The sequence below is a fragment of the Micromonospora marincola genome (assembly GCF_056150385.1).
The window spans coordinates 114730-139069 of record NZ_JAXCFT010000009.1 but is presented as its reverse complement, the minus strand read 5'-3'; the positions used below and the strand labels follow the sequence as shown (position 1 = coordinate 139069).

29 protein-coding genes are annotated in these 24340 nt (G+C 74.4%); 4 read left to right on the top strand and 25 right to left on the bottom strand.

Annotated elements, in window-relative coordinates; all coding sequences use genetic code 11:
* The first annotated feature begins 3 nt into the window (after positions 1-3).
* The gene (locus SM450_RS20080; protein ID WP_474621274.1) at positions 4-1830 is read left to right on the top strand and encodes an AMP-dependent synthetase/ligase; all 1827 of its coding nucleotides are present in this window, start codon (positions 4-6) and stop codon (positions 1828-1830) included.
* Between the two features lie 79 nt (positions 1831-1909).
* Here the strand turns inward: SM450_RS20080 and SM450_RS20075 are convergent, their stop codons facing one another.
* Positions 1910-3181 carry a low temperature requirement protein A gene (locus tag SM450_RS20075; RefSeq protein ID WP_474621349.1) on the bottom strand — a complete coding sequence of 424 codons (1272 nt, stop codon included), beginning with the start codon at positions 3179-3181 and terminating at the stop codon, positions 1910-1912.
* A 106-nt stretch (positions 3182-3287) separates the two neighbouring features.
* A complete protein-coding gene (gene yczR / locus SM450_RS20070) occupies positions 3288-4739 on the bottom strand; it encodes a MocR-like transcription factor YczR (protein WP_474621273.1) in 1452 nt (483 codons plus the stop codon).
* A gap of 59 nt (positions 4740-4798) precedes the next feature.
* On the opposite strand from yczR, the gene yczE reads away from it, so the two are divergent.
* Together yczE and SM450_RS20060 are read left to right on the top strand one after the other, a co-directional pair.
* The gene (gene yczE, locus SM450_RS20065) at positions 4799-5431 is read left to right on the top strand and encodes a membrane protein YczE (protein ID WP_474621272.1); all 633 of its coding nucleotides are present in this window, start codon (positions 4799-4801) and stop codon (positions 5429-5431) included.
* Positions 5432-5548: 117 nt separating this feature from the next.
* Positions 5549-6010: a hypothetical protein gene (locus tag SM450_RS20060; protein ID WP_474621271.1), complete on the top strand. Its 462-nt coding sequence runs from the start codon at positions 5549-5551 to the stop codon at positions 6008-6010.
* A gap of 17 nt (positions 6011-6027) precedes the next feature.
* On the opposite strand, the gene hisF is transcribed toward SM450_RS20060, so the two are convergent.
* From hisF to hisD, 12 genes are all read right to left on the bottom strand, one after another.
* Entirely contained in the window at positions 6028-6795 is a 768-nt protein-coding gene (hisF, locus tag SM450_RS20055) for an imidazole glycerol phosphate synthase subunit HisF (RefSeq protein ID WP_474621270.1), read from the bottom strand.
* 74 nt (positions 6796-6869) lie between these two features.
* Positions 6870-7868, bottom strand: coding sequence for an NADP-dependent oxidoreductase (locus SM450_RS20050; RefSeq protein ID WP_474621269.1), 999 nt, complete (start codon positions 7866-7868; stop codon positions 6870-6872).
* Positions 7869-7923: 55 nt separating this feature from the next.
* Entirely contained in the window at positions 7924-8349 is a 426-nt protein-coding gene (locus SM450_RS20045) for an organic hydroperoxide resistance protein (RefSeq protein ID WP_474621348.1), read from the bottom strand.
* Between the two features lie 2 nt (positions 8350-8351).
* On the bottom strand, positions 8352-8798 hold the full coding sequence (locus SM450_RS20040; RefSeq protein ID WP_474621268.1) for a MarR family winged helix-turn-helix transcriptional regulator: 447 nt from the start codon (positions 8796-8798) through the stop codon (positions 8352-8354).
* A gap of 129 nt (positions 8799-8927) precedes the next feature.
* Entirely contained in the window at positions 8928-9374 is a 447-nt protein-coding gene (locus SM450_RS20035) for a Rid family hydrolase (protein ID WP_474621267.1), read from the bottom strand.
* Positions 9371-10099: a bifunctional 1-(5-phosphoribosyl)-5-((5-phosphoribosylamino)methylideneamino)imidazole-4-carboxamide isomerase/phosphoribosylanthranilate isomerase PriA gene (gene priA, locus SM450_RS20030; protein ID WP_474621266.1), complete on the bottom strand. Its 729-nt coding sequence runs from the start codon at positions 10097-10099 to the stop codon at positions 9371-9373. The genes SM450_RS20035 and priA overlap by 4 nt, the downstream gene beginning before the upstream one ends.
* A gap of 19 nt (positions 10100-10118) precedes the next feature.
* Positions 10119-10439 (bottom strand): hypothetical protein, encoded by a 321-nt coding sequence (locus SM450_RS20025; RefSeq protein WP_281587477.1) that lies wholly within the window; start codon positions 10437-10439, stop codon positions 10119-10121.
* Positions 10432-11058: an imidazole glycerol phosphate synthase subunit HisH gene (gene hisH, locus SM450_RS20020; RefSeq protein WP_474621265.1), complete on the bottom strand. Its 627-nt coding sequence runs from the start codon at positions 11056-11058 to the stop codon at positions 10432-10434. The genes SM450_RS20025 and hisH overlap by 8 nt, the downstream gene beginning before the upstream one ends.
* Positions 11058-11225, bottom strand: a complete 168-nt coding sequence (locus tag SM450_RS20015) for a hypothetical protein (RefSeq protein WP_282283630.1) — start codon at positions 11223-11225, stop codon at positions 11058-11060. The genes hisH and SM450_RS20015 overlap by 1 nt, the downstream gene beginning before the upstream one ends.
* Before the next feature lie 2 nt (positions 11226-11227).
* Positions 11228-11839, bottom strand: a complete 612-nt coding sequence (gene hisB / locus SM450_RS20010) for an imidazoleglycerol-phosphate dehydratase HisB (protein ID WP_474621264.1) — start codon at positions 11837-11839, stop codon at positions 11228-11230.
* A complete protein-coding gene (locus SM450_RS20005; RefSeq protein ID WP_474621263.1) occupies positions 11836-12909 on the bottom strand; it encodes a histidinol-phosphate transaminase in 1074 nt (357 codons plus the stop codon). The genes hisB and SM450_RS20005 overlap by 4 nt, the downstream gene beginning before the upstream one ends.
* The gene (gene hisD / locus SM450_RS20000; RefSeq protein ID WP_474621262.1) at positions 12906-14228 is read right to left on the bottom strand and encodes a histidinol dehydrogenase; all 1323 of its coding nucleotides are present in this window, start codon (positions 14226-14228) and stop codon (positions 12906-12908) included. The genes SM450_RS20005 and hisD overlap by 4 nt, the downstream gene beginning before the upstream one ends.
* A 107-nt stretch (positions 14229-14335) precedes the next feature.
* Between hisD and SM450_RS19995 the strand changes: the two genes are divergently transcribed.
* On the top strand, positions 14336-15040 hold the full coding sequence (locus SM450_RS19995; protein WP_474621261.1) for an LON peptidase substrate-binding domain-containing protein: 705 nt from the start codon (positions 14336-14338) through the stop codon (positions 15038-15040).
* Here the strand turns inward: SM450_RS19995 and SM450_RS19990 are convergent.
* The 11 genes from SM450_RS19990 to SM450_RS19940 all read right to left on the bottom strand — a co-directional run bounded on the left by SM450_RS19990 (position 15006) and on the right by SM450_RS19940 (position 24332).
* Positions 15006-15761: a DUF2567 domain-containing protein gene (locus SM450_RS19990; RefSeq protein WP_474621260.1), complete on the bottom strand. Its 756-nt coding sequence runs from the start codon at positions 15759-15761 to the stop codon at positions 15006-15008. The genes SM450_RS19995 and SM450_RS19990 overlap by 35 nt on opposite strands.
* 49 nt (positions 15762-15810) lie before the next feature.
* Positions 15811-17367, bottom strand: a complete 1557-nt coding sequence (locus tag SM450_RS19985; protein ID WP_474621259.1) for a MinD/ParA family ATP-binding protein — start codon at positions 17365-17367, stop codon at positions 15811-15813.
* A gap of 117 nt (positions 17368-17484) precedes the next feature.
* Positions 17485-18339 (bottom strand): hypothetical protein, encoded by an 855-nt coding sequence (locus SM450_RS19980; protein WP_474621258.1) that lies wholly within the window; start codon positions 18337-18339, stop codon positions 17485-17487.
* Between the two features lie 2 nt (positions 18340-18341).
* Positions 18342-19286, bottom strand: a complete 945-nt coding sequence (locus SM450_RS19975; protein WP_281587467.1) for an RluA family pseudouridine synthase — start codon at positions 19284-19286, stop codon at positions 18342-18344.
* Complete coding sequence (lspA, locus tag SM450_RS19970; protein ID WP_474621257.1) at positions 19283-19885, bottom strand: signal peptidase II; 603 nt, start codon at positions 19883-19885, stop codon at positions 19283-19285. Before lspA ends, SM450_RS19975 begins: the two co-directional genes overlap by 4 nt.
* 67 nt (positions 19886-19952) lie before the next feature.
* The gene (locus SM450_RS19965) at positions 19953-20372 is read right to left on the bottom strand and encodes a TraR/DksA family transcriptional regulator (protein WP_107157596.1); all 420 of its coding nucleotides are present in this window, start codon (positions 20370-20372) and stop codon (positions 19953-19955) included.
* 217 nt (positions 20373-20589) lie between these two features.
* On the bottom strand, positions 20590-22095 hold the full coding sequence (locus tag SM450_RS19960) for a potassium/proton antiporter (RefSeq protein ID WP_474621256.1): 1506 nt from the start codon (positions 22093-22095) through the stop codon (positions 20590-20592).
* A 22-nt stretch (positions 22096-22117) separates the two neighbouring features.
* Positions 22118-22426, bottom strand: a complete 309-nt coding sequence (locus SM450_RS19955) for a DUF167 domain-containing protein (protein ID WP_474621255.1) — start codon at positions 22424-22426, stop codon at positions 22118-22120.
* A gap of 2 nt (positions 22427-22428) precedes the next feature.
* Positions 22429-23106 carry a hypothetical protein gene (locus SM450_RS19950; protein ID WP_474621254.1) on the bottom strand — a complete coding sequence of 226 codons (678 nt, stop codon included), beginning with the start codon at positions 23104-23106 and terminating at the stop codon, positions 22429-22431.
* A gap of 72 nt (positions 23107-23178) precedes the next feature.
* Positions 23179-23985: a DivIVA domain-containing protein gene (locus SM450_RS19945; protein WP_474621253.1), complete on the bottom strand. Its 807-nt coding sequence runs from the start codon at positions 23983-23985 to the stop codon at positions 23179-23181.
* A gap of 41 nt (positions 23986-24026) precedes the next feature.
* Positions 24027-24332 (bottom strand): YggT family protein, encoded by a 306-nt coding sequence (locus SM450_RS19940; RefSeq protein WP_091059628.1) that lies wholly within the window; start codon positions 24330-24332, stop codon positions 24027-24029.
* Positions 24333-24340: the final 8 nt, after the last annotated feature.

Below are 24340 nucleotides of genomic sequence, written 5' to 3'. Positions count from 1 at the left end.
ACGATGGCTCTCGACATACCGTACCGTTCCGTATCCGACATGTTTCTCAAGCGCGTGGCGGACTCTCCCGACCGGCACGCGTTCGCCCACCCCGGCCAGGACGACCCGGGTCCGGTCTGGTTGACGTGGGGGCAGGTCGGGCAGCGCGCCAAGGCGATCGCGGCCGGGCTGCACGGGCTCGGTGTGGGCCTTGAGGACCCGGTGGCGATCCTGGCCAACACGCGGCTGGAGTGGGTGCTCGCCGACTTCGGCATCATGTGCGCCGGCGGCGCCACCACCACCGTCTACCCCACCACGGAGCCCGACGACGCGGTCTACATCCTCGCCGACTCCGGCTCCCGGGTGCTGTTCGCGGAGAACCCGGACCAGGCGGCGAAGATCGCCGGCGCGGCGCTGCCGGCGCTCACCCACGTGGTGCTCCTCGACGGCACGCCCGACCCGGCGGCCGGCGTCCCCCAGCTCAGCCTGGCCGAGCTTGAGGAACGCGGGGCGGCGGCGCTCGCGGCCGAGCCCGACCTGGTCGACACGCTCGTCAGCGGCATCGGTCCGGACCACCTGGCCACCCTGATCTACACCTCGGGCACCACCGGCCGACCCAAGGGCGTGGAGCTGCTGCACGGCGGCTGGTGCTGGGAGGGTGTGGCGCAGGCCGAGCTGGGCCTGCTGCGCGTCGACGACCTGCAGTACCTGTGGCTGCCGCTGTCCCACTCGTTCGGCAAGACGCTGCTCTGCGGCGCCACCCACGTCGGGCTGCCCACCTACGTCGACGGCCGGGTGGACAAGCTGGTCGAGCTGCTCGGGGTGGTCCAGCCGACGCTGATGTGCGGCGCACCCCGGGTCTTCGAGAAGGTCTACAACAAGGCGGTGACGACGGCGCAGGGCGCCGGCGGCGCGAAGGCGAAGATCTTCGCCTGGGGTGTCGCGGTCGGCAAGGAGAAGGTCGCGCTGGAGCAGGCCGGCAAGCCGGTCCCGGCCGGGCTGCGGGCGAAGTACGCGGTCGCCGAGAAGCTGGTCTTCAGCAAGCTCCAGGCCCGGCTCGGCGGCCGGATGCGGGTGCTGGTCTCCGGCGCGGCCCCGCTGAGCCAGGAGATCGCCACCTTCTTCGCCGCCGCGAACCTGCCCATCTCGGAGGGGTACGGCCTGACCGAGACCAGCGCCGGGGCGTTCGTCAACCCGCCCGACGGGCTCAAGATCGGCAGCGTGGGTCGTGCCATGGGCGACCTGGAGTGCCGGATCGACACCGACGGCGAGATCCTGCTCCGCGGCCGTCCGGTCATGCGCGGCTACCACAACCTGCCCGAGGAGACCGCGGCGGCGTTCACCGAGGACGGTTTCTTCCGCAGCGGCGACATCGGCACGCTCGACGACGACGGCTACCTGCGCATCACCGACCGGAAGAAGGATCTGGTCAAGACGTCCGGCGGCAAGTACGTCGCGCCGTCGCACATCGAGGGCGTGTTCAAGGCGGTCTGCCCGTACACCTCGCAGGCAGTGGTGATCGGGCAGGCCCGCAACTACTGCACGATGCTCGTCACCCTGGACCCGGACGCGATCCAGGCCTGGGCCGCCGGCACCCCGTTGGAGGGGCGGGACTACACCACGATCGTCACCTCGCCGGAGGCGCAGGCGATGGTCGAGGGCTACGTGGCCGAGCTGAACGCCAAGCTCAACCGCTGGGAGACGATCAAAAAGGTGACGATCCTCCCCCGTGACCTCACCATCGCCGACGGCGAGGTCACCCCGTCGCTGAAGATCAAGCGCCGCAGCGTCGAGACCAACTTCGCCGGCGAGATCGACAAGATGTACGAGGGCTCGCTCGCCGAATTGTGACGCGCCCCGAGGCCGCGCCGGCCGTGCCCCACCGTCCCGGGGCACGGCCGCGCGGAGCGGCACCCGGCGACGCCCCGCGTCACAGGTGCTGCCGCCGCCACCGGCTCTGCTCGGCCTCGGCGGCGAGTTGCTCCTCCAGGGCCAGCCGCCGGACCCGACGCCGGCGGCCGTCCTCGCTGCGGGTCTCCCAGGCCACGCCCGCGCCGGCGAGCACCCCCAGCACGCCGAGCGCGCCCACCTCCGGGATCCGGAACGCGAACGGGCCGGCCACGGCGAGCGCCGCCACGGTGACAAGCAGCGGCCGGTGCACCTCGCGCACCGCCAGCCACCAGCACCCGGCGATGCTGAGCAGATAGAGCGCGACGCCGCCGAAGATGACGCCGCCCCAGAAGCCGCCGAGCGGCCACCCCCAGTCCGGGGTCGGCGCGTCGGCCACCTCGGTCAGCAGGTCCTTCAGACCGAGCGCGTAGAGGATGGTGCCGGTGACCATCGGCAGGTGCAGGAACGTGTAGACCGCGCGGGACAGCCGCAGCCGGGCGGCCTGGTCCCGGGCGTGGTGCAGCGCCTGTTCAAGCGCGAACGCAAGCGTGTCGAAGTACGCCCACCAGAGCGCCGCCACGATCAGGATGCCGAGCAGCGCGGCCACCGCCACCGGCCCGGTCAACGGCAGCCCGCTTTTCGGGCCGAGCCCGAGCGCGATGATCGACTCGCCGAGCGCGACAAGCACCATCAGCGCGTGCCGTTCCGCCCAGTGCCCGGCCGAGACCACCACCCACCAGCGTCGGGCCAGGGTGGACCCGACCACGTACTCGACAAGCACCGCGAGCGTCCAGAGCGCCAGTTGCAGCCCCACCGCGAACCGCCCCTGCGGCAGCCGGGCGGGCACCGTGGCGGCGACCAGCAACAGCGCGGTGGCCACGGCCGGGACCGAGGCACGCAGGAAGAACCGCCGACGCCGGACCGGGTCGGCGCGGTCCACCCAGCCGAAAACGGTGAGCTGGGCCACCCGGATCACGAAGTAGCAGCCGGCGAAGACAAGCGGGCCGGGCAGCCCGCCGGGACGGTCCACGAACGCGCCGGGCACGCTGAGCACCAGCAGGAACGTCGCCGCCACGGTGACGAAGCCGACGAGCGGCAGCACGCCCTGGTCGGCACGGATCGCGTTGCCCATCCGGGCGAACCCGGTCCACGACCACCAGAGCAGCGCCAGCACCAGCAGGAAGCGGTAGAGGTTGACCGGGGTGAGCGCGGACGCGGTGAGCGTGGTGACGCTGAGGAACGCGAAGACGAAGACCAGGTCGTAGAAGAGTTCCAGCCGGGTGGTCCGGGAGCCCGGCGCGCCGGCCCGCACGGCGCGCGACGACCGGACACCGTCGGAGTACCCCACCCGGGCAGTCTGCGGGCACCACAGGAGCCGGTGGCCCGGTTCGCCCGATCCCCACCGGAACGGGCGCGCGTCAGGCGATGACGCTCGGCTCCCGCCACTGCGGGCGGCCGGCCCGGTCCAGGTCGTAGCGGACCGCGGCGAGCCGCCCGACCGCCTCCACCAGCTCGGCGGCGGGCAGCGTGAAGGGCAGCCGGAGGAACCGCTCAAGCGTTCCGTCGAGGCCGAACCGGGGGCCGGGCGCCAGCCGTACGCCGACCTCCTCGGCGGCCCGGGCCAACGCGCTGGAGATCGGGCCGTCCAGCTCGGCCCAGAGCGTGACGCCGCCGCGCGGGACGGTGACCCGCCAGTCGGGCAGGCGGTCGGCGAGCGCGGCGACCAGGGCGTCCCGTTGGGCGGCGAGCTGCGCGCGGCGGGCCGCGACGATGGTCGGGGCCTGGGTGAGCAGGTGCACCGCGACGAGCTGGTCGAGCACCGGGCTGGCCATGTCCACCCCGACCCGGGCCGCGGCCAGCCGCTGCACCTGGGGTGCGGAGGCGCGCACCCAACCGATCCGCAGTCCACCCCAGTAGGGCTTACTCATCCCGCCGATGCTGATCACCCGGGAGTGCCTGTCGAAGACCGCCACCGGTGGCGGCAGCGGCGTGCCGTCGAGCGGCAGGTCGACGAAGGACTCGTCGACCACCAGGTCGGTGCCGGCCGCGTGGGCCGCGCCGACAAGCCGCTCCCGCAGGTCGGCCGCCATCAGGTGGCCGGTCGGGTTGTGGAACTCCGGAATCACGTACGCGAGCTTCGGCCGGGTCTGCCGGATGCTGCCGAGCAGCAGGTCGGCGTCCCAGCCGTCGTCGGAGAGCCCGTGGGTGGCGATCCGGGCCCGCCGGGCGGCGAGCGCGGCGAGCGCGTTGGGGTAGGTGGGCGACTCCACGAGCACCGCGCCGCCGGGCGACAGGGCCAGGCGCAGCACCAGGTCGAGCGCGTGCTGGGTGCCGCTGGTGACCATGATCTGCTCGGGGCTGGTGGCCAGCCCGCGCTCGGTGTACCCGCGGGCCACCGCCTCGCGCAGCTCGATGATCCCGGTCGGGTGGTAGCCGGCGCCGCCGAGGTAGCGCGGCAGGTCCTCGGCGGCTGCCCGGGCGGCGGGGACGAGCTGCGGCGGGGCGGACAGCGCGGCCACGCCGAGGTCGATCATCTCCCGGTCGTCGAGCGGCGTCCACAGGCCGGTGCTGGCCACCCGGTGGGTGCCGGGCAGCATGGTCCAGCTCCCGGCGCCGCGCCGGCTGGCCAGGTGGCCGGTCTCCCGCAGTTCGCGGTACGCGGCAGTGACTGTGGTCCGGCTGATCCGCAGCGCCTCGGCCAGTTCCCGTTCGGCCGGCAGGCGGACGCCGAGCGGGAGGCGGGCGTCGGCGAGCAGGCCCCGGACGGCCGCGGCAAGCGCCACGTAGTCGGGGCTCCGGCGGCGGCCCGGCAGGGCGTGCCACTGGCCGAGCAACCGCGCCAATTGGACACCGCGTACCTGACTGGTCACGGCCACACCTCCACAATTGGCCTCTTCGGCTTCCTCAATTGGCACCTAGGGTGGCATGCATGGCACAGCTTGGCAATCTCCGGCACCGGCCGGTGCGGCGGCTCACCCAGCTCTACGCCGGCCTGGCCGTCTACGGGATCAGCATGGCGCTGATGATCCGCTCCGGGCTCGGCCTGGACCCGTGGGACGTGTTCCACCAGGGGCTCGCCCGGCAGACCGGCCTCTCCTTCGGCACCGTCACCATCGCCGTCGGCGCCGTGGTGCTGCTGCTCTGGATCCCGCTGCGGCAACGGCCCGGCCTCGGCACGATCAGCAACGTCGTGGTGATCGGGCTGGTCGTCGACGCCACCCTGGCCGTACTGCCGCCGGGCGAGGGCCTGCCGGCGCGCGCCGCGCTGCTTGTCACAGGCATCGTCGCCAACGGCGCCGCCACCGGCCTCTACCTGGGCGCCGGCCTCGGCCCCGGGCCGCGCGACGGCCTGATGACCGGCTTCACCGCCCGGCACCCCCGCCTGTCGCTCCGGCTGGTCCGGACCGCCATCGAGGTGACCGTGCTGGGCCTCGGCTGGCTGCTCGGCGGGACGGTCGGCCTCGGCACCGTGGCCTACGCGCTCGCCATCGGGCCGCTCGCCCAACTGTTCATTCCGATCTTCGCGATGCCACCCCGACCGGTCGCCGCCTACGCTGCGTGAGCATGGCCCGGCCCACCGCCACCACGCGGGCCCACTTCGACGGCCCTGAGCTGCGACGACACGCGGCGGTGAAAACCAGGTGTTTCCTCCGCCGCCGCGGGCGGGCATCATTCGTGCATGGGGGAGAACGGATGGCGTTGGAGCGACGCCTGGATCTTCGTCGCGCTTGTCATCGCCAGCGGCGCCGGCCGGCACCGCCGGGCCGCCGCCACACGCCGTCCGGAGGGGGTACGCCTCACCGACGTCCTCTCCACCGCCGACCACCTCAACCAGGCCATCCCGGAGCGGCACGAGGTCGAGGGGGCGGTCCGCCGGCTCGTCGGAGCCGGCCTGGTAAGCGTCTCCGACGGATGGTTCCGGGTCACCCCGGACGGTGAACGGCTCTGGCGCACCCGGCCCAGCGCCGGGCTGGGCACCACCGTCGACACCGTGCAGGGCGTGCTGACCCGCCGGCACCCGCCCGGCGAGTCCGAGTGGCAGCTCGACGAGGACGACCACGCCGCCGCCGTCCAGGAATACGTGGTCCGCTCCATCCCGATGCCGCGCCGGTCCCCCGAGGGACACTCCGGCCGGCCCTGACCGCCGACCGCCCCGGGTCAGCGCACCGGGTGCCCGGCGCCGCGCAGCGCGTCCTTGACCTCGCCGACGGTCAACTCGCCGAAGTGGAAGACGCTTGCGGCGAGCACCGCGTCGGCGCCCGCGCCGACGGCCGGCGGGAAGTGCGCCACCGCGCCCGCGCCACCGCTGGCGATCACCGGCACGTCGACCACGTCGCGGACCGCCTGGATCAGCGGCAGGTCGAATCCGGCCTTGGTGCCGTCGGCGTCCATCGAGTTGAGCAGGATCTCGCCCGCGCCCAGCTCGGCGCCGCGCGCGGCCCACTCGACCGCGTCCAGGCCGGTGCCTCGTCGCCCGCCGTGCGTGGTCACCTCGAAACCGCTCGGCGCGCCCCCCGCCGGGGCACGCCGCACATCGAGCGAGAGCACAAGCACCTGCCGCCCGAACCGGTCGGCGATCTCGGCGATCAGCTCCGGCCGGGCGATGGCCGCGGTGTTCACCCCGACCTTGTCCGCCCCGGCCCGCAGCAGCGTGTCCACGTCCCCGACGCGGCGGATGCCGCCACCCACGGTGAGCGGGATGAAGACCGACTCGGCGGTACGCCGGACCACGTCGAGCGTGGTGCCGCGGTCGCTCGACGACGCGGTCACGTCGAGGAACGTCAGCTCGTCCGCGCCGGCCCGGTCGTACGCCGCCGCCAGCTCCACCGGGTCGCCGGCGTCGCGCAGGTCGACGAAGTTGACGCCCTTGACCACCCGCCCGGCGTCCACGTCCAGACACGGGATGACCCGTACCGCCACCGTCATGCCGGAAAGCCTAGCCAATGCGACGGCGGCGACGGCCGGCCGGTGAGGCCGGACGCCGCCGCCGCGCGTGCCGGTCAGAGGCGGACGAGCATCTTGCCGAGGTTCTCGCCGCGCAGCAGGCCGAGGAACGCCTCCGGCGCCTGCTCGATGCCGTCGACCACGGTCTCGTCGTAGGACAGCCGGCCCTCGCGCAACCAGCCGGCCGTCTCCTGCACGAACTGCTCGCGCAGGTGGCCGTGGTCACCGACGAGGAAGCCGCGCAGGGTCAGCCGCTTGCCGATCAGCAGGGCCAGGTTGCGCGGGGCGGCCGGCGGCTCGGCCGAGTTGTACTGGGCGATCATGCCGCAGATCGCGGCCCGGCCGTGCAGGTTCATCGCCCCGATCGCGGCCTCCAGGTGGTCCGAGCCGACGTTGTCGAAGTACACGTCGACGCCGTCCGGGGCGGCGGCCTTGAGCTGCTCGTACACCGGCCCGTCGTGGTAGTTGAAGGCCGCGTCGAACCCGAGCGCGTGGAGCCGCTCGACCTTCGCCCGGGAACCGGCGCTGCCGACCACCCGGCCGGCGCCGCGCAGCTTCGCGATCTGCCCGACCATGCTGCCCACCGCGCCGGCCGCGCCGGAGACGAAGACCGTCTCCCCCGGCTTCATCGCGGCCACGTCCAGCAGCCCGGCGTACGCGGTGAGCCCGGTCATGCCGAGCACGCTCAGGTAGGCGCTGACCGGGGCGACCCCGGGATCGACCTTGCGCGCGGCCTTGGCGTCGACGAGCGCGTACTCCCGCCAGCCGAGACCGTGCAGCACCACGTCGCCGGGCTTGACGCCGTCGGCCTCGCCGGCCACCACCGCACCGATCGCGGCGCCGTCGAGCGGGGCGTCGAGCGCGAACGGCGGCACGTACGACTTGGCGTCGTTCATCCGCCCCCGCATGTACGGGTCGACGGACATGAACTGGTTGCGGACCACGACCTGACCCGGGCCCGGCGTCGGCACGTCCGTGGTGACCAGCCGGAAGTTCCCGGCGGTCGGCCAGCCCTCGGGGCGGGACGCCAGATGGATCTCCCGATTGACACTCACCGGGCCTCCTTCGATCGCGACTGCGGGGCTCGCAAACCCGGCTCGCTCCTCGCGCTCACAGGGCCTCCCGGACGGTCAGCGCGACCTCGATGTTGCCGCGGGTCGCGTTCGAGTAGGGGCAGACCTGGTGGGCCGCCTCGACGACCTTCTCGGCGGCCGAACGCTCGACCGCGGGCAGGTCCACCACGAGTGTCACGGTCAGGCCGTAGCCGCCGCTGCCGTTCGGGCCGATGCCCACCTCGGCCTCGACGACCGAGCCGGAGACGTCCGCCTTGGCCTGCCGGGCCACGACGCGCAGCGCGGAGTGGAAGCACGCCGCGTAGCCGGCGGCGAAGAGCTGCTCGGGGTTTGCCGCGCCGCCGGCGCCGCCCATCTCCTTGGGCACGGCGAGATCCAGCTCGACGGTGCCGTCGGAGGTGCGCACGTGGCCGTCGCGGCCGTCGCCGGTGGCCTTGGCGGACGCGGTGTAGAGGACCTGCATGGTCACTGCTCCTTCTGTCGGTGGATCGTCTCGGTGACCCGGGTGAGGGTGTCGCGGAGGCCGACCAGCTCGGCCTCGGTGAGGCCGGTGGCCCGGGCCACCCGCATCGGCACCTCGTCCATCCGCTCCCGCAGGGCCCGGCCCCGGCCGGTGAGGCCCACCTCGACCCGGCGCTCATCTGTCGCCGAGCGGGTGCGCACCACCAGACCGGCCGCCTCCAACCGCTTGAGCAGCGGGGAGAGCGTGCCGGAGTCGAGCCGGAGCCGCGCGCCGAGCTCGGAGACGGTGGGAGCGTCGTCCCCGCGCTCCCAGAGCACCAGCAGCACCAGGTACTGCGGGTAGGTCAGGCCGTGCCCGTCGAGGATGGGCCGGTAGACGTCGGTCAGGGCGCGCGACGCCGCGTAGAGGGCGAAGCACACCTGCCGCCGCAGCACCAGATCATCGGTCACGCGGTAAACCGTAGCGCACAATCAAGTTGTGCACAACTTATCGGCGTCGGCGGCGGCAAACCGTCCCGGGCGTGCGAGTCGTTGTCGTCATCAAGTTTGTAGCGACTCCACGGGCTGCCCTGGCTCCGGTCAGCGCCCGGGGATCCACGCCTCCAACTCCACCTCGACCAGGTGGTCCGGGTCGAGCAGGGCGGCCACCACCACCATGGTCGCCACCGGACGCACCGGGCCGAACACCGCGTTGTGCGCCCGCCCCACCTCGTCGGTGTAGAGCCGGTCGGTCACGTACATCCGGGTCCGCACCACGTCGCCCGGCTGGGCGCCCACCTCGGCCAGCGCGTCCAGGCCGATCCGGATCGCCTGCGCGGTCTGTGCCGCCGCGTCCCCGACGTGCGCCACCCGGCCGTCCACCGTGGAGGTGCAGCCGGCGGTGATCGCGAGCGCGCCGGCACGGACCACCCGGGAATAGCCGTAGAGCGCCTCCCACGGCCCGCCCGAGCCGAGCCGGGTCACCACCGCGCCGTCGAGCGGTGCCCGGCCCAGGTCGTCGACCGGTCCGCCCACCTCGACGGTCACGCGCCGGCCCGCAGCGTGGCGAGCGCCTCGGCGACGGTGAACGCGCCGGCGTACAGGGCCTTGCCGGCGATCACGCCCTCCACGCCGACCGGCTCCAGCGTGGCGAGCGCCCGCAGGTCGTCGAGCGTGGACACCCCGCCGGAGGCGATCACCGGGGCATCGGTGCGGGCGCACACCTCGCGCAGCAGGTCCAGGTTCGGACCGCGCATCGTGCCGTCCTTGGTGATGTCGGTCACCACATACCGCGCCGCGCCGGCGGCGTCCAGCCGGGCCAGCACGGCGTAGAGGTCACCGCCGTCGCGGGTCCAGCCACGCGCCGAGAGGGTACGACCACGCACGTCCAGCCCGATCGCCACCCGGTCGCCGTACTCGCCGCAGATCCGGTCGCACCACTCGGGATCCTCGAGCGCGGCGGTGCCGATGTTGACCCGGGCCGCCCCGGTGCCCAACGCCGCCCGCAGCGACCCGTCGTCCCGGATGCCCCCGGACAGTTCCACGTGTACGTCGAGCTTGCCGACCACCTCGGCGAGCAGCGCGGCGTTGGAGCCCCGGCCGAACGCGGCGTCCAGGTCGACCAGGTGGATCCACTCGGCCCCGTCGGACTGCCAGGCGAGGGCCGCCTCCAGCGGGTCGCCGTACGCGGTCTCGCTGCCGGCGGCGCCCTGCACGAGCCGGACGGCCTGGCCGAAGGCGACGTCCACGGCGGGCAACAGGTCAAGGCTCAACGCTTGTCTCCTCGCATTCTCAACGACGGTCCAACGCGATCACCACGATCGCCGGCAGGACCAGCAGCAACAACACGACCAACGCCAGGCGCAGGGCGAGGTCGTCGACGAAACTCCAGATGCCGGCCACCGCGACGGCGGTGAGCAGCACGATGGCCGCCCGCTCACCCCGGCTGTGCCGGCGCAGCCGACCGGTGCGACCCCGGCGCAACCGGGGCGTCAGCCGGCGTACCACCGAACGGCGCCGCTCCCGGCGCGCGACCCGGCGGGCCCGGGCGGCGCGCGCCCGCTGCTGGTCGGCCTCGCGGGCCGCCCGGCGGCGGGCCCGCTCCTTACTCAAGTGCGCCCAACCAGTTGCGCAGCAGCGCGGCGCCGGTGTCGGACGACTTCTCCGGGTGGAACTGGGCCGCGGACAGGGCCCCCCGCTCCACCCCGGCGACGAAGTCGGCGCCGTGCTCGGCGGTGGTGACGGTCGCGCCCGCGGCGGCCAGCCCGGCGGTGTCGGTCACCCCGTAGGAGTGGACGAAGTAGAACCGGGCGTCCGCCGGCAGGCCGGCGAAGAGCACCGAACCCGCGGGCGCGCGCACGGTGTTCCAGCCCATGTGCGGAAGGCGCGGAGCGGGCAGCTTCGTCACCCCGCCGGGCAGCAGCCCGAGGCCCTTGGTCACCACGCCGTGCTCGTCGCCGTGCTCGAAGAGCACCTGCATCCCGACGCAGATGCCCAGCACCGGACGGCCGGCGGCGACCCGCTCGGCGATGACCGGGCCGGCGCCGAGCGCCTCGATGCCGGCCATGCACGCGGCGTACGCGCCGACACCCGGGACCACCAGGCCGTCGGCGTCCGCCGCGGCGCTCAGGTCGGCGGTGACCGTCACGTCGGCGCCGGCCCGCTCAAGCGCGCGCTCGGCCGAGCGCAGGTTGCCCGAGCCGTAGTCCAGCACCACCACCCGCCTGCCCATCACGCCTCCCCGGGCAGCAGCCAGAGCACCCCGCCGACGGTGGCCAGCACGGCCAGCAGGCCGGTGACCACCACGGCGGCGCGGGCGGCGCCCTGCTTGTGCAGCGACCAGGTCCCGCCGACAAGCACCCCGGCCAGGATCAACAGCAGCGTCGGCAACACCTTCATTGTTAGAGCGCGCCCTTCGTGGACGGCACCACGCCGGCGTTGCGCGGGTCGATCGCGGTGGCCTCGCGCAACGCGCGGGAGACGGCCTTGAACTGGGCCTCGACCACGTGGTGCGCGTCCGGGTGGCCGCCCGGCCGCGCCGCCCGCAGCACGTCGACGTGCAGCGTCACCCGGGCCGCCTGGCCGAACGACTCCCAGATGTGCCGGGTCATGCTCGTCGGGTAGACCGGCCCGATGTACGGCGACAACGCCGGCTCGTCGTGCACCACGTACGGCCGGCCGGACAGGTCGACCGCGGCCCGGACCAGCACCTCGTCCATCGGGACGGTGGCCGAGCCGTACCGCCGGATGCCGGCCTTGTCGCCGAGCGCCCGGTCGAACGCGGCGCCCAGCGCCAGCGCGGTGTCCTCCATCGTGTGGTGCGCGTCGATCTCCAGGTCGCCGACCGTGTGCACGGTCAGGTCGAAGCCGCCGTGCCGGGCGATCTGGTTCAGCATGTGGTCGTAGAAGCCGACACCGGTCTCGATGTCGGCCTTGCCGGTGCCGTCGAGGTCGATCTCGACGAGCACCTTGGTCTCGTTGGTGACCCGCTCGATCCGGGCGGTGCGGTTCATGACAACTTCTCCATCGCGGACAGAAAGGCGTCGGTCTCGGCCGGGGTTCCGGCGGTCACCCGCAACCAGCCGGGCACGCCGACGTCGCGGACCAGCACGCCGGCGTCGAGCAGCGTACGCCAGGCGGTGCCCTGGTCACCGCCGACGGCGAAGAGCACGAAGTTGGCGTCGCTGTCGGCCACCCGGTGCCCCCGCGCGCGCAGCTCGGCGACGATCCGGTCGCGTTGCCCCATGATCGCGGTGATGGTGCCGAGCAGGGCGCCCCGGTGGGCGAGCGCCGCGCGGGCGGCGGCCTGGGTGAGCGCGGACAGGTGGTAGGGCAGCCGGACCAGTTGCACCGCCGCCACCACCGCCGGGTCGGCGGCCAGGTAGCCCAGCCGGCCGCCGGCGAACCCGAACGCCTTGCTCATGGTGCGGGTGACCACCAGCCGCGGGTGGCCGGGCAGCACGGCGAGCGCGCTTACCGCGCCGGGGCGGGCGAACTCCGCGTACGCCTCGTCCACCACCACCATCCCGGGCGCCTCGTCGAGCACGGCGGCGACCACGGACGGGTCGAGCGCGGTGCCGGTCGGGTTGTTCGGCGAGCAGAGGAAGACCACGTCCGGCCGGTGCCGGCGCACCTGGGCGACCGCGTCGGCGGCGCTCAGCCCGAAGTCGGCGTCCCGCTCGGCGGCGACCCAGCCGGTGCCGGAGCCGAGCGCCAGCAGCGGATGCATGGAGTAGGCCGGGGTGAAGCCGAGCGCGGTGCGGCCCGGCCCGCCGAACGCCTGGAGCAGCTGCTGCTGGATCTCGTTGGAGCCGTTGGCCGCCCACACGTGGTCGACGGTGAGCCCGTGGCCCAGGTAGGCGGCCAGGTCGGCGCGGAGCGCCACGGCGTCCCGGTCCGGGTAGCGGTTGAGGTCGCGCAGCTCGGCCGCGACGGCCTTGCCGATCGCCTCGACCACCGGCTCGGGCAGCGGGTAGGAGTTCTCGTTGGTGTTCAGCCGCACCGGCACGTCGAGCTGCGGCGCGCCGTACGGGGACCGGCCCCGCAGGTCGTCGCGGATCGGCAGGTCGTCGAGCGTGGTCACGAGACGCCTCCGGGGAAGCGGACGCTTACCGCCTGACCGTGCGCCGGCAGATCCTCCACGCCGGCAAGCGTGACCACGTGCGGGGCCACCTCGCGCAGCGCCGCCTCGGTGTATTCGACCAGGTGCACGCCGCGCAGGAAGGACTGCACCGACAGCCCGGAGGAGTGCCGGGCGCAGCCGCCGGTGGGCAGCACGTGGTTGGAGCCCGCGCAGTAGTCGCCGAGCGACACCGGCGACCAGGCGCCCACGAAGATCGCGCCGGCGTTGCGCACCCGCAGCGCCCACTCGCGGGCGTTCTCGGTCTGGATCTCCAGGTGCTCGGCCGCGTACGCGTCGACCACCCGCAGCCCGGCCTCCAGGTCGTCGACCAGGACCACCCCGCTCTGCTCGCCGCGCAGCGCGGCGCCGATCCGCTCGGCGTGCTTGGCGGCCGGCACCTGCCGGGCCAGCTCGGCGTCGACGGCGTCGGCCAGCCCGGTCGACGGGGTGACGAGCACGCTTGCCGCGAGGGGGTCGTGCTCGGCCTGGCTGATCAGGTCGGCGGCGACGTGCGCCGGGTCGGCGGTGTGGTCGGCCAGCACGGCGATCTCGGTCGGGCCGGCCTCGGCGTCGATGCCGACCACGCCGCGCAGCAGTCGCTTGGCGGCGGTGACCCAGATGTTGCCCGGACCGGTGATCATGTCGACCGGGTCGCAGCGCCGCTCGCCGGCCGGGTCGACGGCGGCGCCGTAGGCGAGCATGGCCACCGCGTGGGCGCCGCCCACCGCGTACACCTCGTCGACGCCGAGCAGCGCGCAGGCCGCCAGGACCCGGCGGTCCGGGAGGCCGTCGTTGTCCTTCTGCGGCGGGCTCACCACCACGAGCGAGCGCACGCCGGCCGCCTGGGCCGGGACCACGTTCATCACCACTGTCGACGGGTACATCGCCAGGCCGCCGGGGACGTAGAGGCCGACCCGGTCGACCGGCAGCCACCGCTCGGTCACCGTGCCGCCGGACACCACCCGGGTGGTGTGGTCGGTGCGGCGCTGGTCGGCGTGGACCTTGCGGGCCCGGGTGATCGACTCCAGCAGCGCGGCGCGGACCTGCGGGTCCAGCTCGCTCTCGGCGGCGCGGATCACCTCGACCGGCACCCGCAGGTGCTCCGGCGAGACACCGTCGAACCGCTCGCTGGCCTCCCGGATCGCCGGGTACCCATGCTCGCGGACCGCCTCGACGAGCGGGCGGATCCGCTCGACCGCCACGGATACGTCGAGCTGGGCACGGGGCAGCAGGCGGCGCGGGTCGCGTGTCCCGCCGCGCAGGTCGATCCGATTCAACACGCCTGCGAGTCTAGGCCGCCGCCGGTCGGACCGGCCGGAGCCGCCCGTACGCCGGGACGGTGAGCCGGGACACGCCGGCCGAGCGCGATGGGGATACGCTCGATCACGTGAGCGCGCGGCTGCCGGTGTTCCCCCTCGGGACCGTCCTCTTTCCCGGGCTGGTCCTTCCGCTGCACATCTTCGAGGAGCGCTACCAGGCGCTTGTGCGCCACCTGGTGGGGTTGCCCGAGGGCGCGCCGCGCGAGTTCGGGGTGGTGGCGATCCAGGCCGGCTGGGAGGTCGCGCCGGCCGGGCCGCCGGGCCGCTCCGGGCCGGCCGGCGGCGACGTCACGCTGCACGAGGTCGGCTGCACCGCCGAGCTGCGGCAGGTCACCGAGCTGGCCGAGGGCGGGTTCGACATCGTCACGGTGGGCCGGCGGCGGTTCCGCATCGCCGAGATCGACGACGCCGCCGAGCCCTATCTCACCGCCGAGGTGGAGTGGCTGCCCGAGCCGGCCGGCCCGGACGAGGTGGCCGACGTGCTGGCCGCCCGGGTGATCTCGGTGTTCCGGCAATATCTCAGCCTGGTCCGGCCGGACCAGGAGGAGATCTCCGAGCAGCTTCCGGAGGATCCGACCGTGCTGTCGCACCTGGTCGCGGCGACCGCCGCGCTGACCGTGGCCGACCGGCAGCGGCTGCTCGCCATCGACGACACCCCCGGCCGGCTCCGCGCCGAGCTGCGCCTGCTCAACCGGGAGTCGGCGCTGCTGCGTCAGGTCCGGGCGGTGCCGGTGCCGCTCAGCGAGCTGGCGGGCCCTCCGGCCCCGAACTGATCCCGGGCGGGGGCGGCCAGTCGCCGGGCTCCGGCTCCGGGCGCAGCGACGGCCACCGCGACCAGCCGGCCAGCAGCGTGTACGTGACGGCCGCGCCGAACGCCGCGAGCAGCAGGTTGCCGTGCGGCGCCGGCAGCGGGCCGTACCAGTCGATCCCGCCGGCGCGCAGGTCGACCGGCCTGGTGAAGTCGGTCCCCGGCGGCGCGGTCTCCAGCAGCCGCTCGAAGGTGGCCAACCCGATCCGGCGGCCGACCTGCCAGGCCACCACGGCCGCGCCAAGGCCGCCAAGCGTCACCGCGAGCAGGATCGCCGGGCCGCGCCGCCAGCGCAGCAGCATCCACAGGGCGATGGCGGCGAGCACCCCGAAGCCGAACGCGAGGAGGCTGAACCAGCCGTCGGCCGCGATCGGCTGTTCCGGCTGCGGGACGGCGTAGACCGCGCCGCCCGGGGTCTGCCGCACCGGTGTGCCCGGCGCCAGCCACACCCAGAGCAGCCCCAGCGGCGCGCCGAGCGCGCTGAGCAGCGCCGTCACGCCGAGCACGGTGGCCGCCGCCCGGCCGCCACCACGGCGGGTGGCGGGCGCCGTGCCGGGCGTCTCCCACACCGCGCCCGGATGTCCGGCGAGCGGGTCCGCGACGGACGGAGGGTCCGCGGCGGACGGATGGTCGGCGGCGCCGGGACGGTCGGCGGTCCGCTCGGGATCAGGGGTGTCCGGACTCACCCGGTGATCCTCTCAGGCCCGGGGGCGGCGTGGGCGCGGTGGTCGGCGGTCAGCGCGCGAACGGCTCCAGCATCACCGACGCGGCCTTGAGCCAGGCGTCGCGGGTCTCCGCCTGGAGCTGGTGGTATTCGATCGAGGAGCCGGTCTCCAGCGCCGGGTCGTAGGGCACCACGGCGACCGCCCGGGTGCGGGTGGCGAAGTGGCGCTCCAGGTCGTCCTGGAGGGAGGTGCGTCCCGGGGTCGGGCAGGAGATCAGCGTGACCGCGTTGTCGGCCAGCTCACCCATGCCCACCTCGTGCAGCAGGTCGAGCATCCAGTCCGCGCTGAAGGCGGCGTCCTCGCGCGGCACGGTGGTCACCACGAGCTGGTCGGCGGCCTGCATGACGGTGCGCCAGTTCGGGCTCTCCACGTTGTTGCCGGTGTCCACGCAGACCACCTCGTGGGTGCGGCGCAGCAGCTCCAGCACCCGCTTGACGGTGAACTGGTCGAGCCGCTGGGCGAAGCGCGGGCTCTCCTCGCCGGCCAGCACGTCGTACGATCCGTCGGAGGCGTGCCGCAGGTAGTCGTCGAGGTGCGACAGCAGGGTGTTGCCCTCCAGGATCTCGATGTGCGCGAGGTCCTGGACCAGGTGCCGGATGGTGCGGGCGTGCCGGGCGCTGCCGGCACGCAGGCCGAGCGTGCCCCGCAACTCGTTGTCGTCCCAGGCGAGCACGCCACGACCGCGCACGCTGCCCACGGTGGCCGCGGCGAGCACGGTGGCGGTGGTCTTGTGCACCCCGCCCTTGGGGTTGGCGAAGGCGAGCACCCGTGGCGTGCCCAGCTCGCGGCGGAGCACGCCGGTCGCCCGTTCCAGCTCCGGGTCCTGCTCCGGGGCGCGCCACTGCACCCGCGCCGGGTCGGTCCGGCCCGACCGGCCCTCGGCCGGGCGACGCGGGGCGGGCACCACGGGTTGTTCCGGCGCCGGCGGGAGCACCGGTCGGTAGCGTCCCCGGTCCAGCAGGGCGTAGCGGGACTCCGGTGGCGGCGGCGCGGGTCGGTAGCCGCCGTCGAGCAGGGAGTAGCGCGACTCGACAGGCGCCTCGGCCCGGCCGCGCGGCTCCGGCTCGGCCCGCCAGGCCGGCTCGGCCGGCGACTCGGCGGCGTACGACGGATCGGCCCGCCACGTCGGCTCGACCGCCGACTCGGGAACGTAGGACGGGTCGGCACGCCAGGCCGCCTCGGCCGGCGGCGGCTCCGGGTCGGTGCGGTACGCCGGATCGGCCCGGTAGGCCGGCTCGCCGTCGTAACGGGGATCGGCGCGGAAGGCCGGGTCCACCCGGAACGTGGCCTCGGCCCGGTAGCCGGGTTCGGCGCCGTACGACCCGTCGGCGGCGCGGCCGACGGCGGAGGCGCGGCCGGTCCAGCCGGTGCCCGAGCCCCGGCGCGGCAGCGGATCAGGGGGTGGCACCGGGTTCTCCTCGGCGCGGCGGTCGGCGTCGGTGTGCTCCGCGCCGCGACCACCGAGCCGGGCCCGGTCGAGCAGCGCCCGCCACCGCGGTGCCGGCTCGCCCTGCCGACCCCAGCCGGTCTCGCTGCCGTCCAAGGATTCGCCCCTCCCCCAGCCCATCGATCTCCGCCTGACAGGCTACGAACGAAACCCTATTCGGACCACTCCCCGCGCCGCACATCGCCCGGTGGGTCTCCTCACCGTGGCGCCCGGCCGCTGGTGGCGCACCCGGATGTCTCAGGAGGTGGGAGCGGGATTGGGCGGCCCGGACCCGGCGCCGGGTGGACTGCCGGCCGGTGAAGGTGCGCTCACTGTCGGTGCGGCTTCCGACGAATCGCCCATTCCGTCGCCGGGCGCGGGCCCGGTGTCGGCCGGCGGTCGGGCCACGTCGCGCTGCTCGGGCAGCGGTGGCGTGAACACCGTCCGGTCCAGCCGGGTCACCTCCGGCGTCGGGTCCACCGCCCGCACCCCGGGACGGCCGGCGAGCGCGCGCAACGCGGCCGGGACACCCCGGACCACTGCGGCGTAGACGCAGGCGCACCCGGCCCGGTAGCCGGCCGCCTCCCCGGCCGCGACCGCGGCGCCGGTGTCGTACTCCAGGCGACGCCCGGGATCGGCGGTGGCCGAACCGGCGGCGGCGCGGGCGCGGTACTCCGCGGCCTCCCGGTCCTTGCGCGCGGCCACCTCGGCCATCGCGGCGACCGCGTCGTCGGGCAGGCGCAGCACCGCGAGCCGGACGATCTCGGTCTGCCGGCCGGGCAGCGGCACCCGCGCCAGGACCGCCGAGACCGGCGTGCCGGCAAGCGTCTGCGCCACCTCGGCGGGCGTCAGGTAGGCCGCGAACGAGACCAGGGCGTAGCCGTCGGGCGCGTCCAGCCGGGCCAGCTCGTCCCCGGCGGCGCGCAGGTACGCCGGGACGGACGCGCCGTCGGCCACCCCGACGCGGGTCACCTCACCGACCGTCCGGTCCCCCACCGGCCGGTCCCGCCGCTGCGCGACGGCGACCACGAGCACCACGAGCGCGCAGCCGAGGGCGAGCCAGGTCAGCGCCGTGGACCGCGACCGGCGCGGCGGCGTGGTGTCGTCGGCCATGGTCAGTCGCGCAGGATCTCCAACGCCCGGGCCAGGTCGTCCGGGTATTCGCTGACGAAGGTGACCTCGTCGCCGGTGCGCGGATGCCGGAAGCTCAACGAACGGGCGTGCAGCCACTGCCGGGACAGCTTGAGCCGGGCCGACAGGGTCGGGTCGGCGCCGTAGGTCAGGTCACCCACGCAGGGGTGCCGCAGGGTCGAGAAGTGCACCCGGATCTGGTGCGTACGCCCGGTCTCCAGGCGCACGTCCAGCAGGCTGGCCGAGGGGAACGCCTCAAGCGTGTCGTAGTGGGTGATGCTCGGCTTGCCGCCGGAGACCACCGCCCACCGGTAGTCGTGGTGCGGGTGCCTGTCGATCGGCGCGTCGATGGTGCCGCGCAGCGGGTCCGGGTGGCCCTGCACCACGGCGTGGTAGCGCTTCTCCACCTCGCGTTCCTTGAAGGCCCGCTTCAACGCGGTGTAGGCCAGCTCGCTCTTGGCCACCGCCATCACCCCGGTGGTGCCCACGTCGAGCCGGTGCACCACGCCCTGCCGTTCGGCCGCGCCGCTCGTGGAGATCCGGTGACCGATCCCGGCCAGCCCGCCGATCACGGTCGGGCCGGTCCAGCCGGGGCTCGGGTGCGCGGCCACCCCGACCGGCTTGTCGACCACGACGATGTCGTCGTCGGCGTAGACCACGGTCAGACCGGGGACGGCCTGCGGCACCACGGTCGGCGGGGCGACCGGCGCGGGCAGCGTGACCTCCAGCCAGGCCCCGGCCCGCACCTTGTGCGAGTTGGCCCGGGCCGTGCCGTCGACGAGCGCGTCCCCGGCGTCGACGAGCGCCGCCGCGGCGGTGCGGGACAGCCCGAACAGCCGGGACACGGCCTGGTCCAGTCGCATGCCGTCAAGGCCGTCCGGAACGGGCAGGGACCGGTGGTCGCCGCCGGTGGCGTACGCGGCGGTCACGCGCGCTCCCGCTGACCCGCCGGGGCGTTGTCGCCGGCCGGTTCGGCGCCGGCCCGGGAGCCGTCGCGCTGCCGGCCGGTCAGCTCCAGGAAGACCGCAAGCACCACGCCGCAGACAAGCGAGCTGTCGGCCAGGTTGAACACCGGCCACACCTGGCCGTACGGGTCGAACAGGCTGATCATGTCGACCACGTGGCCGACGAAGTGCCCCGGCGCGCGGAAGATCCGGTCGGTCAGGTTGCCGAGCGCGCCGCCGAGCACCAGACCCAGCGACACCGCCCACGGCAGTGAGCGCAGCCGCAGCGCCATCCACCCGATCCACCCGATCACCGCGAAGGTGATCAGCGGGAAGACCCAGGTGTGGTCGGAGCCGATGCTCCAGGCGGCGCCGCTGTTGCGGGTGAGCGTGAGATAGACGGCGCCGCCGAGCAGCGACAGCGGCTCCCGGCCGGTCAGCTCGCTGAGCGCGAGCTGCTTCGTGCCCAGGTCCGCGAGGAGCGAGAGCAGGGAGACGCCGAGCAGCAGGCCCACCGCCCTGCGGCGGGGGGTGCCGGCGTCCGGCTCGGTGGTGCCGGACCCGGCGGGCGGTGCTGCGGTCATCTGCTCCCCATCGACGCTCGCGACGGTGGCGGTCACCGTCTGCCGTTCGGCGGCCGGGGAGCGGACGTCAGCGCCGCTCCGCCAGCTGCTTGCAGCTCACGCAGAGGGTGGCCGACGGGAACGCGGCGAGCCGCTCCACCGGGATCGGGTTGCCGCACCGCTCGCACCAGCCGTAGCCACCCTCGTCGAGGCGCTCCAGCGCGCGCTCGACCTGCGTGATCCGCTCCTTGATGCTGTTGGCGAGTGAGATCTCCTGCTCGCGCTCGAACGTCTTGGTCCCGGTGTCGGCCTGGTCGTCCCCGGCCGAGTCGGTGAGCCGGTCGCGCTGCAGCTCGGTGATCTCGCTCAGCGTCTGATCGTACTCGGCGTTCAGCTCGTCCCGTCGGGCCGCCAGCGCGGCCCGGATCTTCTCGGTCTCCGCCGCGCTGCGGGTGGCCTTCGCCACCGGCTTCCGGCCGGCGGTCCTGGTGTCGGCTGGCTTCGCCATCGTCAGCTCCCTCAGCCGCGTGGCGCGGCGGTCAGCGGTACGTGGGCAGGGGGCACCGGCGTGTCCCCCCGAACGGAACGGGCACGCGGCGACCAGCCGCGTACTCCAGAGGTTGGCAAGAATACGGAACGTACGCCGCGTGCGACAACGTGCCGCACCGTCGCGCCGCGTTTCCGCCCCGAACTGCCAGAAGTGGGGCAAAAGGAACGCTAGCAGATCAGCCGGTCCGGTCCTTGCCGTCCTCCCCAAACCACCGGGCCAGGCGACCTCGGCGACTGACCGCCCGCAACCGCCGTTCCGCCTCGTCCCGCACCCCCGCGGTGGCGACGATGAGCAGGCTGTCGCCCACCTTGAGCCGGGTGCCCGCGTCCGGCACGAACCCGGCCCCGTCCCGCAGCACGAGGGTGACCGCGGCGCCGACCGGCAGCCGCAACTCGTCCACGTGCACCCCGGCCAGCCGGGAGGCGGACGGCACCTCCAACTGGAGCAGAACGGCCCGCATCCGCTCCAGCGGGGCCGTCTCCAACAGGATCTCCGTCGCCTCCGCCGGCGCGGTCACGCCCAGCCGGCGGGCCGCCGGGGCCAGCGTGCCGGCCTGGAGCAGCGTGAAGATCACCACCAGCACGAAGACCGCGTCGAAGAGCCGGTCCGCGCCCGGCACCCGCAGCGAGAGCGGAATGGTGGCCAGCACGATCGGCACCGCGCCGCGCAGCCCGGCCCAGGAGAGGAAGAGCTGCTTGCGCACGGAGACCCGGAACGGCAGCGCGGACACCGCCACCGACAGCGGCCTGGCGAACAGCAGCAGGGCCAGCCCGGTGATCACCGCCGGCACCACCGCGGCGCCCAGCCGGCCCGGCGTCACGAGCAGGCCGAGCAGCACGAACAGGCCGATCTGGGCCAGCCACGCGAGCCCGTCGGCGAAACCGAGGATCGCCTGCCGGTGCGGCAGGCGGGAGTTGCCGAGCAGCACCCCGGCCACGTAGACGGCGAGGAAACCCGAGGCGTGCAGCGCCGAACCGGCCGCGTACGCCAGGACGGTGAAGCCGACCACCGCGATCGGGTAGAGACCCGCCGAGGGCAGCGCGGCGCGCCGCAACGCGTACCGCCCGGCCAGGCCCGCGGCCACCCCGACCGCCGCGCCGACGCCCAACTCGTAGCCGAGCAGCAACGCCTCGTACCACCAGGGGTGGGCGGCCTCCACCCCGGCCCGGGACAGCAGCAGCACCAGGAGGACCACCGGGGCGTCGTTCATCCCGGACTCGGCCTCAAGCGTGGCCACCAGGCGGGGCGGCAGGCGCAGCCGCCGCAGGGTGGCGAAGACCGCCGCGGCGTCGGTCGAGGAGAGCACCGCGCCGTAGAGCAGGGCCAGCCGCCAGTCCAGACCGAGCAGCAGGTGCACCACCACGCCGACGGCCACGATGCTTACCACCACACCGACCGTGGAGAGCACGGCGGCCAGGCCGAGCACCGGACGCAGCAGGCTCCACCGCGCGCTCAGGCCACCCTCGGCGATGATCACGATGAGCGCGCAGAAGCCGAGCATCCGGGTCAGCTCGACGTCATCGAAGTGGATGCCCAGGCCCGCCTCGCCGATGAGCACCCCGAGCGCCAGGTAGACAAGCAGGCTCGGCACGCCGAGCCGGGTGGAGAACCGCACCGCGCCCACCGCGACAAGCAGCACGGCGGCGCCCACGAGCAGCGCGAGGTTCAGCCCCGGAGTCATCGCGGACCGACCCGACGCTTCCTCACCCGGCGCTGCCGTCGCGCAGCCGACGCAGCACCTCGGGCAACCCGCCGGTCGGGCGCTCGACCAGGAAGAGCTTGTCCCGGCTGGCCGCGCCGGCGCGCAGCGACACCGCCGCCGGCCGGACGCCGAGGGCGTCGGCCAACGCCCGCCGGGCGGCCTCGGTGGCCCGGCCGTCCACGGCCGGCGCGTGCACGGCGACGACCAGGGCGGGACCGTGCGGCCCGTCGAACCGGCCACCGACCCGGGCGCGGGCCGCGCCGGGCTTCACCCGCACCGCGACGGTGAGCGGGGCGTCCGCACTCGTCATGGTCAGCGCGGCCGGCCGTCGGCGAGCAGGGTGGTGGCGGCGGCGCAGTGGGCGCACGGGGTGAAGCCGAGCCCGATCGCCTCGGTGACCGGCATCGGCTCGTCCAACCGGCCCACCAGGTGCGGGCAGTCGGTCAGGTGGAAGCGGGGGTGGCCGTCGACCACCCGGACCTCGTCGGGCAGCCGCGCCAGCCGGGCGACCTCGCCGGCGGAGAGGAACTCCGCCGGTGGATCACTGTCGAACGGACCATCGGGCGCGGGCGAGGTGGGCGCCGGCTCGGCCACCGCAGAGTACGCGGCGCCCGGCGGCGCCTCCGCGTCGTACGGCTCGGCCACCGGGGAGTACGCGGCGGCTGCCGCGTCGTACGGCTCGGCGGCCGGGGACCCGGGCGGTTGCCGCCATCCGGGTCCACCGGCGCCGACCGTGGACGTGTGGTGCGGGACCGGGCTCACCGGCTCGTCCGGGGACGGGCCGGTGGGTGCGGTCCGGGCGCGCGGCCCGGCCTCCCGGGCCGCCGTGGCCCGGGTCGCAGCCGCCTGGCGGGCGAACGCGACGAAGGCGACGGCGGACAGCAGGCTGGCCGCGATCGAGACGATCAGCAGCGAGCTGGACCCACCGGCCAGCCCGACCACCAGGAGCACGACCGCGACGAGGATGAGCAGGACGCTGGCGGCTATCACGGCTCACCCCCGGCCGCGTCGTGTCGGTCTGTGCGGTCGGTGGCCGCCGCGGGGACGGCCACCGACGTGGGATCAGCGGCCGGACTCGAGCGAGCCGCCGCGGCCACCGCCGTAGGAGCCGGCGAGGCCGGCGGTGGCGAGGCCGTTGTTGCCGCCGGCGGCGCGGTTGCCCTCGGCGCGGTTCATCTCGACCTCAAGGCCCTGACCGCGACCGTCGAGGTCACGTAGCTGGCTCTCCAGGTACGCCTTGAGGCGGGTGCGGTATTCGCGCTCGAACTGCTTGAGCTCCTCGATGTGCTTCTGGAGCGCCGTGCGCTTGGCGTCCAGGCCGCCCATGGCCTCCTGGTGCCGCTGGCGGGCGTCGCGCTCCAGGGCGTCGGCCTTGGCCCGCGCCTCGCGGGTGACCTCCTCGGCCTTGGACCGGGCCTCGGAGAGCAGGCTGTCGGCCTCGCGCCGGGCGTCGGAGACGTGGTCGTCGGCGGTGCGCTGGGCCATCATGAGCACCCGCAGCGCCTGCTGCTCGCCATCGCCGGTGACGCCCACCGGGCCGCCCTGGGTGCGGACCTGCTCAAGCTCGGCCTGCATCGCCCGGGCCGCCTGCTCGGCCGCCGCCTTGTCGCGCTGCACCCGGTCGAGCTGGGCCTTGACGTCGTTGAGCTCCGCCGCGAGCCGGGCGTCGCCGCCGGGGCCGGCGGGGGCGCCACCCCGACCGCCGCGCTCCACCTGGGCGCGCAGCTCGTTGTTCTCCTCGATCAGACGGGCCAGCTCGCGCTCGACCTCGTCCAGGAAGGCGTCGACCTCCTCCTCGTCATACCCCCGCTTGCCGATCGGCGGCTTTTTGAAGGCGACGTTATGAACGTCGGCCGGGGTCAGCGGCATCGAAACTCCTCGGGTCAGTTGCGGCCGCGAAAGCGCTCTGGTCAGGCAAACGCCACGATCAGACGCTGTAACACGAACTCCATCAGCACGAACAGGATAACCAGGAGCACAAGGGAGGCCAGGTCGATGCTCACGGTACCAATCCGCAGAGGTGGGATCACACGCCTCAACGCTCGCAGGGGCGGATCAGTGACGCTCCACACGACTTCCAGTCCTGCCGATGCGCCTCGCCCCGGCTGCCAGCGGCGGCCGTAGGCCAGCACGGCTCCGAGGACAAACCTCGCCAAAAGGACAAGCAGGAAGAAGTAGAGCAGCAGGTAGAGCACCTGGAACAGGATCGACAACACGGCAGGCG

Bases quoted from the DNA above. Each gene is read 5' to 3' on its own strand.
- SM450_RS20080 (WP_474621274.1), top strand. From the start codon at position 4: ATGGCTCTCGACATACCGTACCGTTCCGTATCCGACATGTTTCTCAAG.
- yczE (WP_474621272.1), top strand. From the start codon at position 4,799: ATGGCACAGCTTGGCAATCTCCGGCACCGGCCGGTGCGGCGGCTCACC.
- SM450_RS20060 (WP_474621271.1), top strand. From the start codon at position 5,549: ATGGGGGAGAACGGATGGCGTTGGAGCGACGCCTGGATCTTCGTCGCG.
- hisF (WP_474621270.1), bottom strand. From the start codon at position 6,795: ATGACGGTGGCGGTACGGGTCATCCCGTGTCTGGACGTGGACGCCGGG.
- SM450_RS20045 (WP_474621348.1), bottom strand. From the start codon at position 8,349: ATGCAGGTCCTCTACACCGCGTCCGCCAAGGCCACCGGCGACGGCCGC.
- hisH (WP_474621265.1), bottom strand. From the start codon at position 11,058: ATGGGCAGGCGGGTGGTGGTGCTGGACTACGGCTCGGGCAACCTGCGC.
- SM450_RS20015 (WP_282283630.1), bottom strand. From the start codon at position 11,225: ATGAAGGTGTTGCCGACGCTGCTGTTGATCCTGGCCGGGGTGCTTGTC.
- hisB (WP_474621264.1), bottom strand. From the start codon at position 11,839: ATGAACCGCACCGCCCGGATCGAGCGGGTCACCAACGAGACCAAGGTG.
- SM450_RS19985 (WP_474621259.1), bottom strand. From the start codon at position 17,367: ATGGGCTGGGGGAGGGGCGAATCCTTGGACGGCAGCGAGACCGGCTGG.
- SM450_RS19980 (WP_474621258.1), bottom strand. From the start codon at position 18,339: ATGGCCGACGACACCACGCCGCCGCGCCGGTCGCGGTCCACGGCGCTG.
- lspA (WP_474621257.1), bottom strand. From the start codon at position 19,885: ATGACCGCAGCACCGCCCGCCGGGTCCGGCACCACCGAGCCGGACGCC.
- SM450_RS19965 (WP_107157596.1), bottom strand. From the start codon at position 20,372: ATGGCGAAGCCAGCCGACACCAGGACCGCCGGCCGGAAGCCGGTGGCG.
- SM450_RS19960 (WP_474621256.1), bottom strand. From the start codon at position 22,095: ATGACTCCGGGGCTGAACCTCGCGCTGCTCGTGGGCGCCGCCGTGCTG.
- SM450_RS19955 (WP_474621255.1), bottom strand. From the start codon at position 22,426: ATGACGAGTGCGGACGCCCCGCTCACCGTCGCGGTGCGGGTGAAGCCC.
- SM450_RS19945 (WP_474621253.1), bottom strand. From the start codon at position 23,985: ATGCCGCTGACCCCGGCCGACGTTCATAACGTCGCCTTCAAAAAGCCG.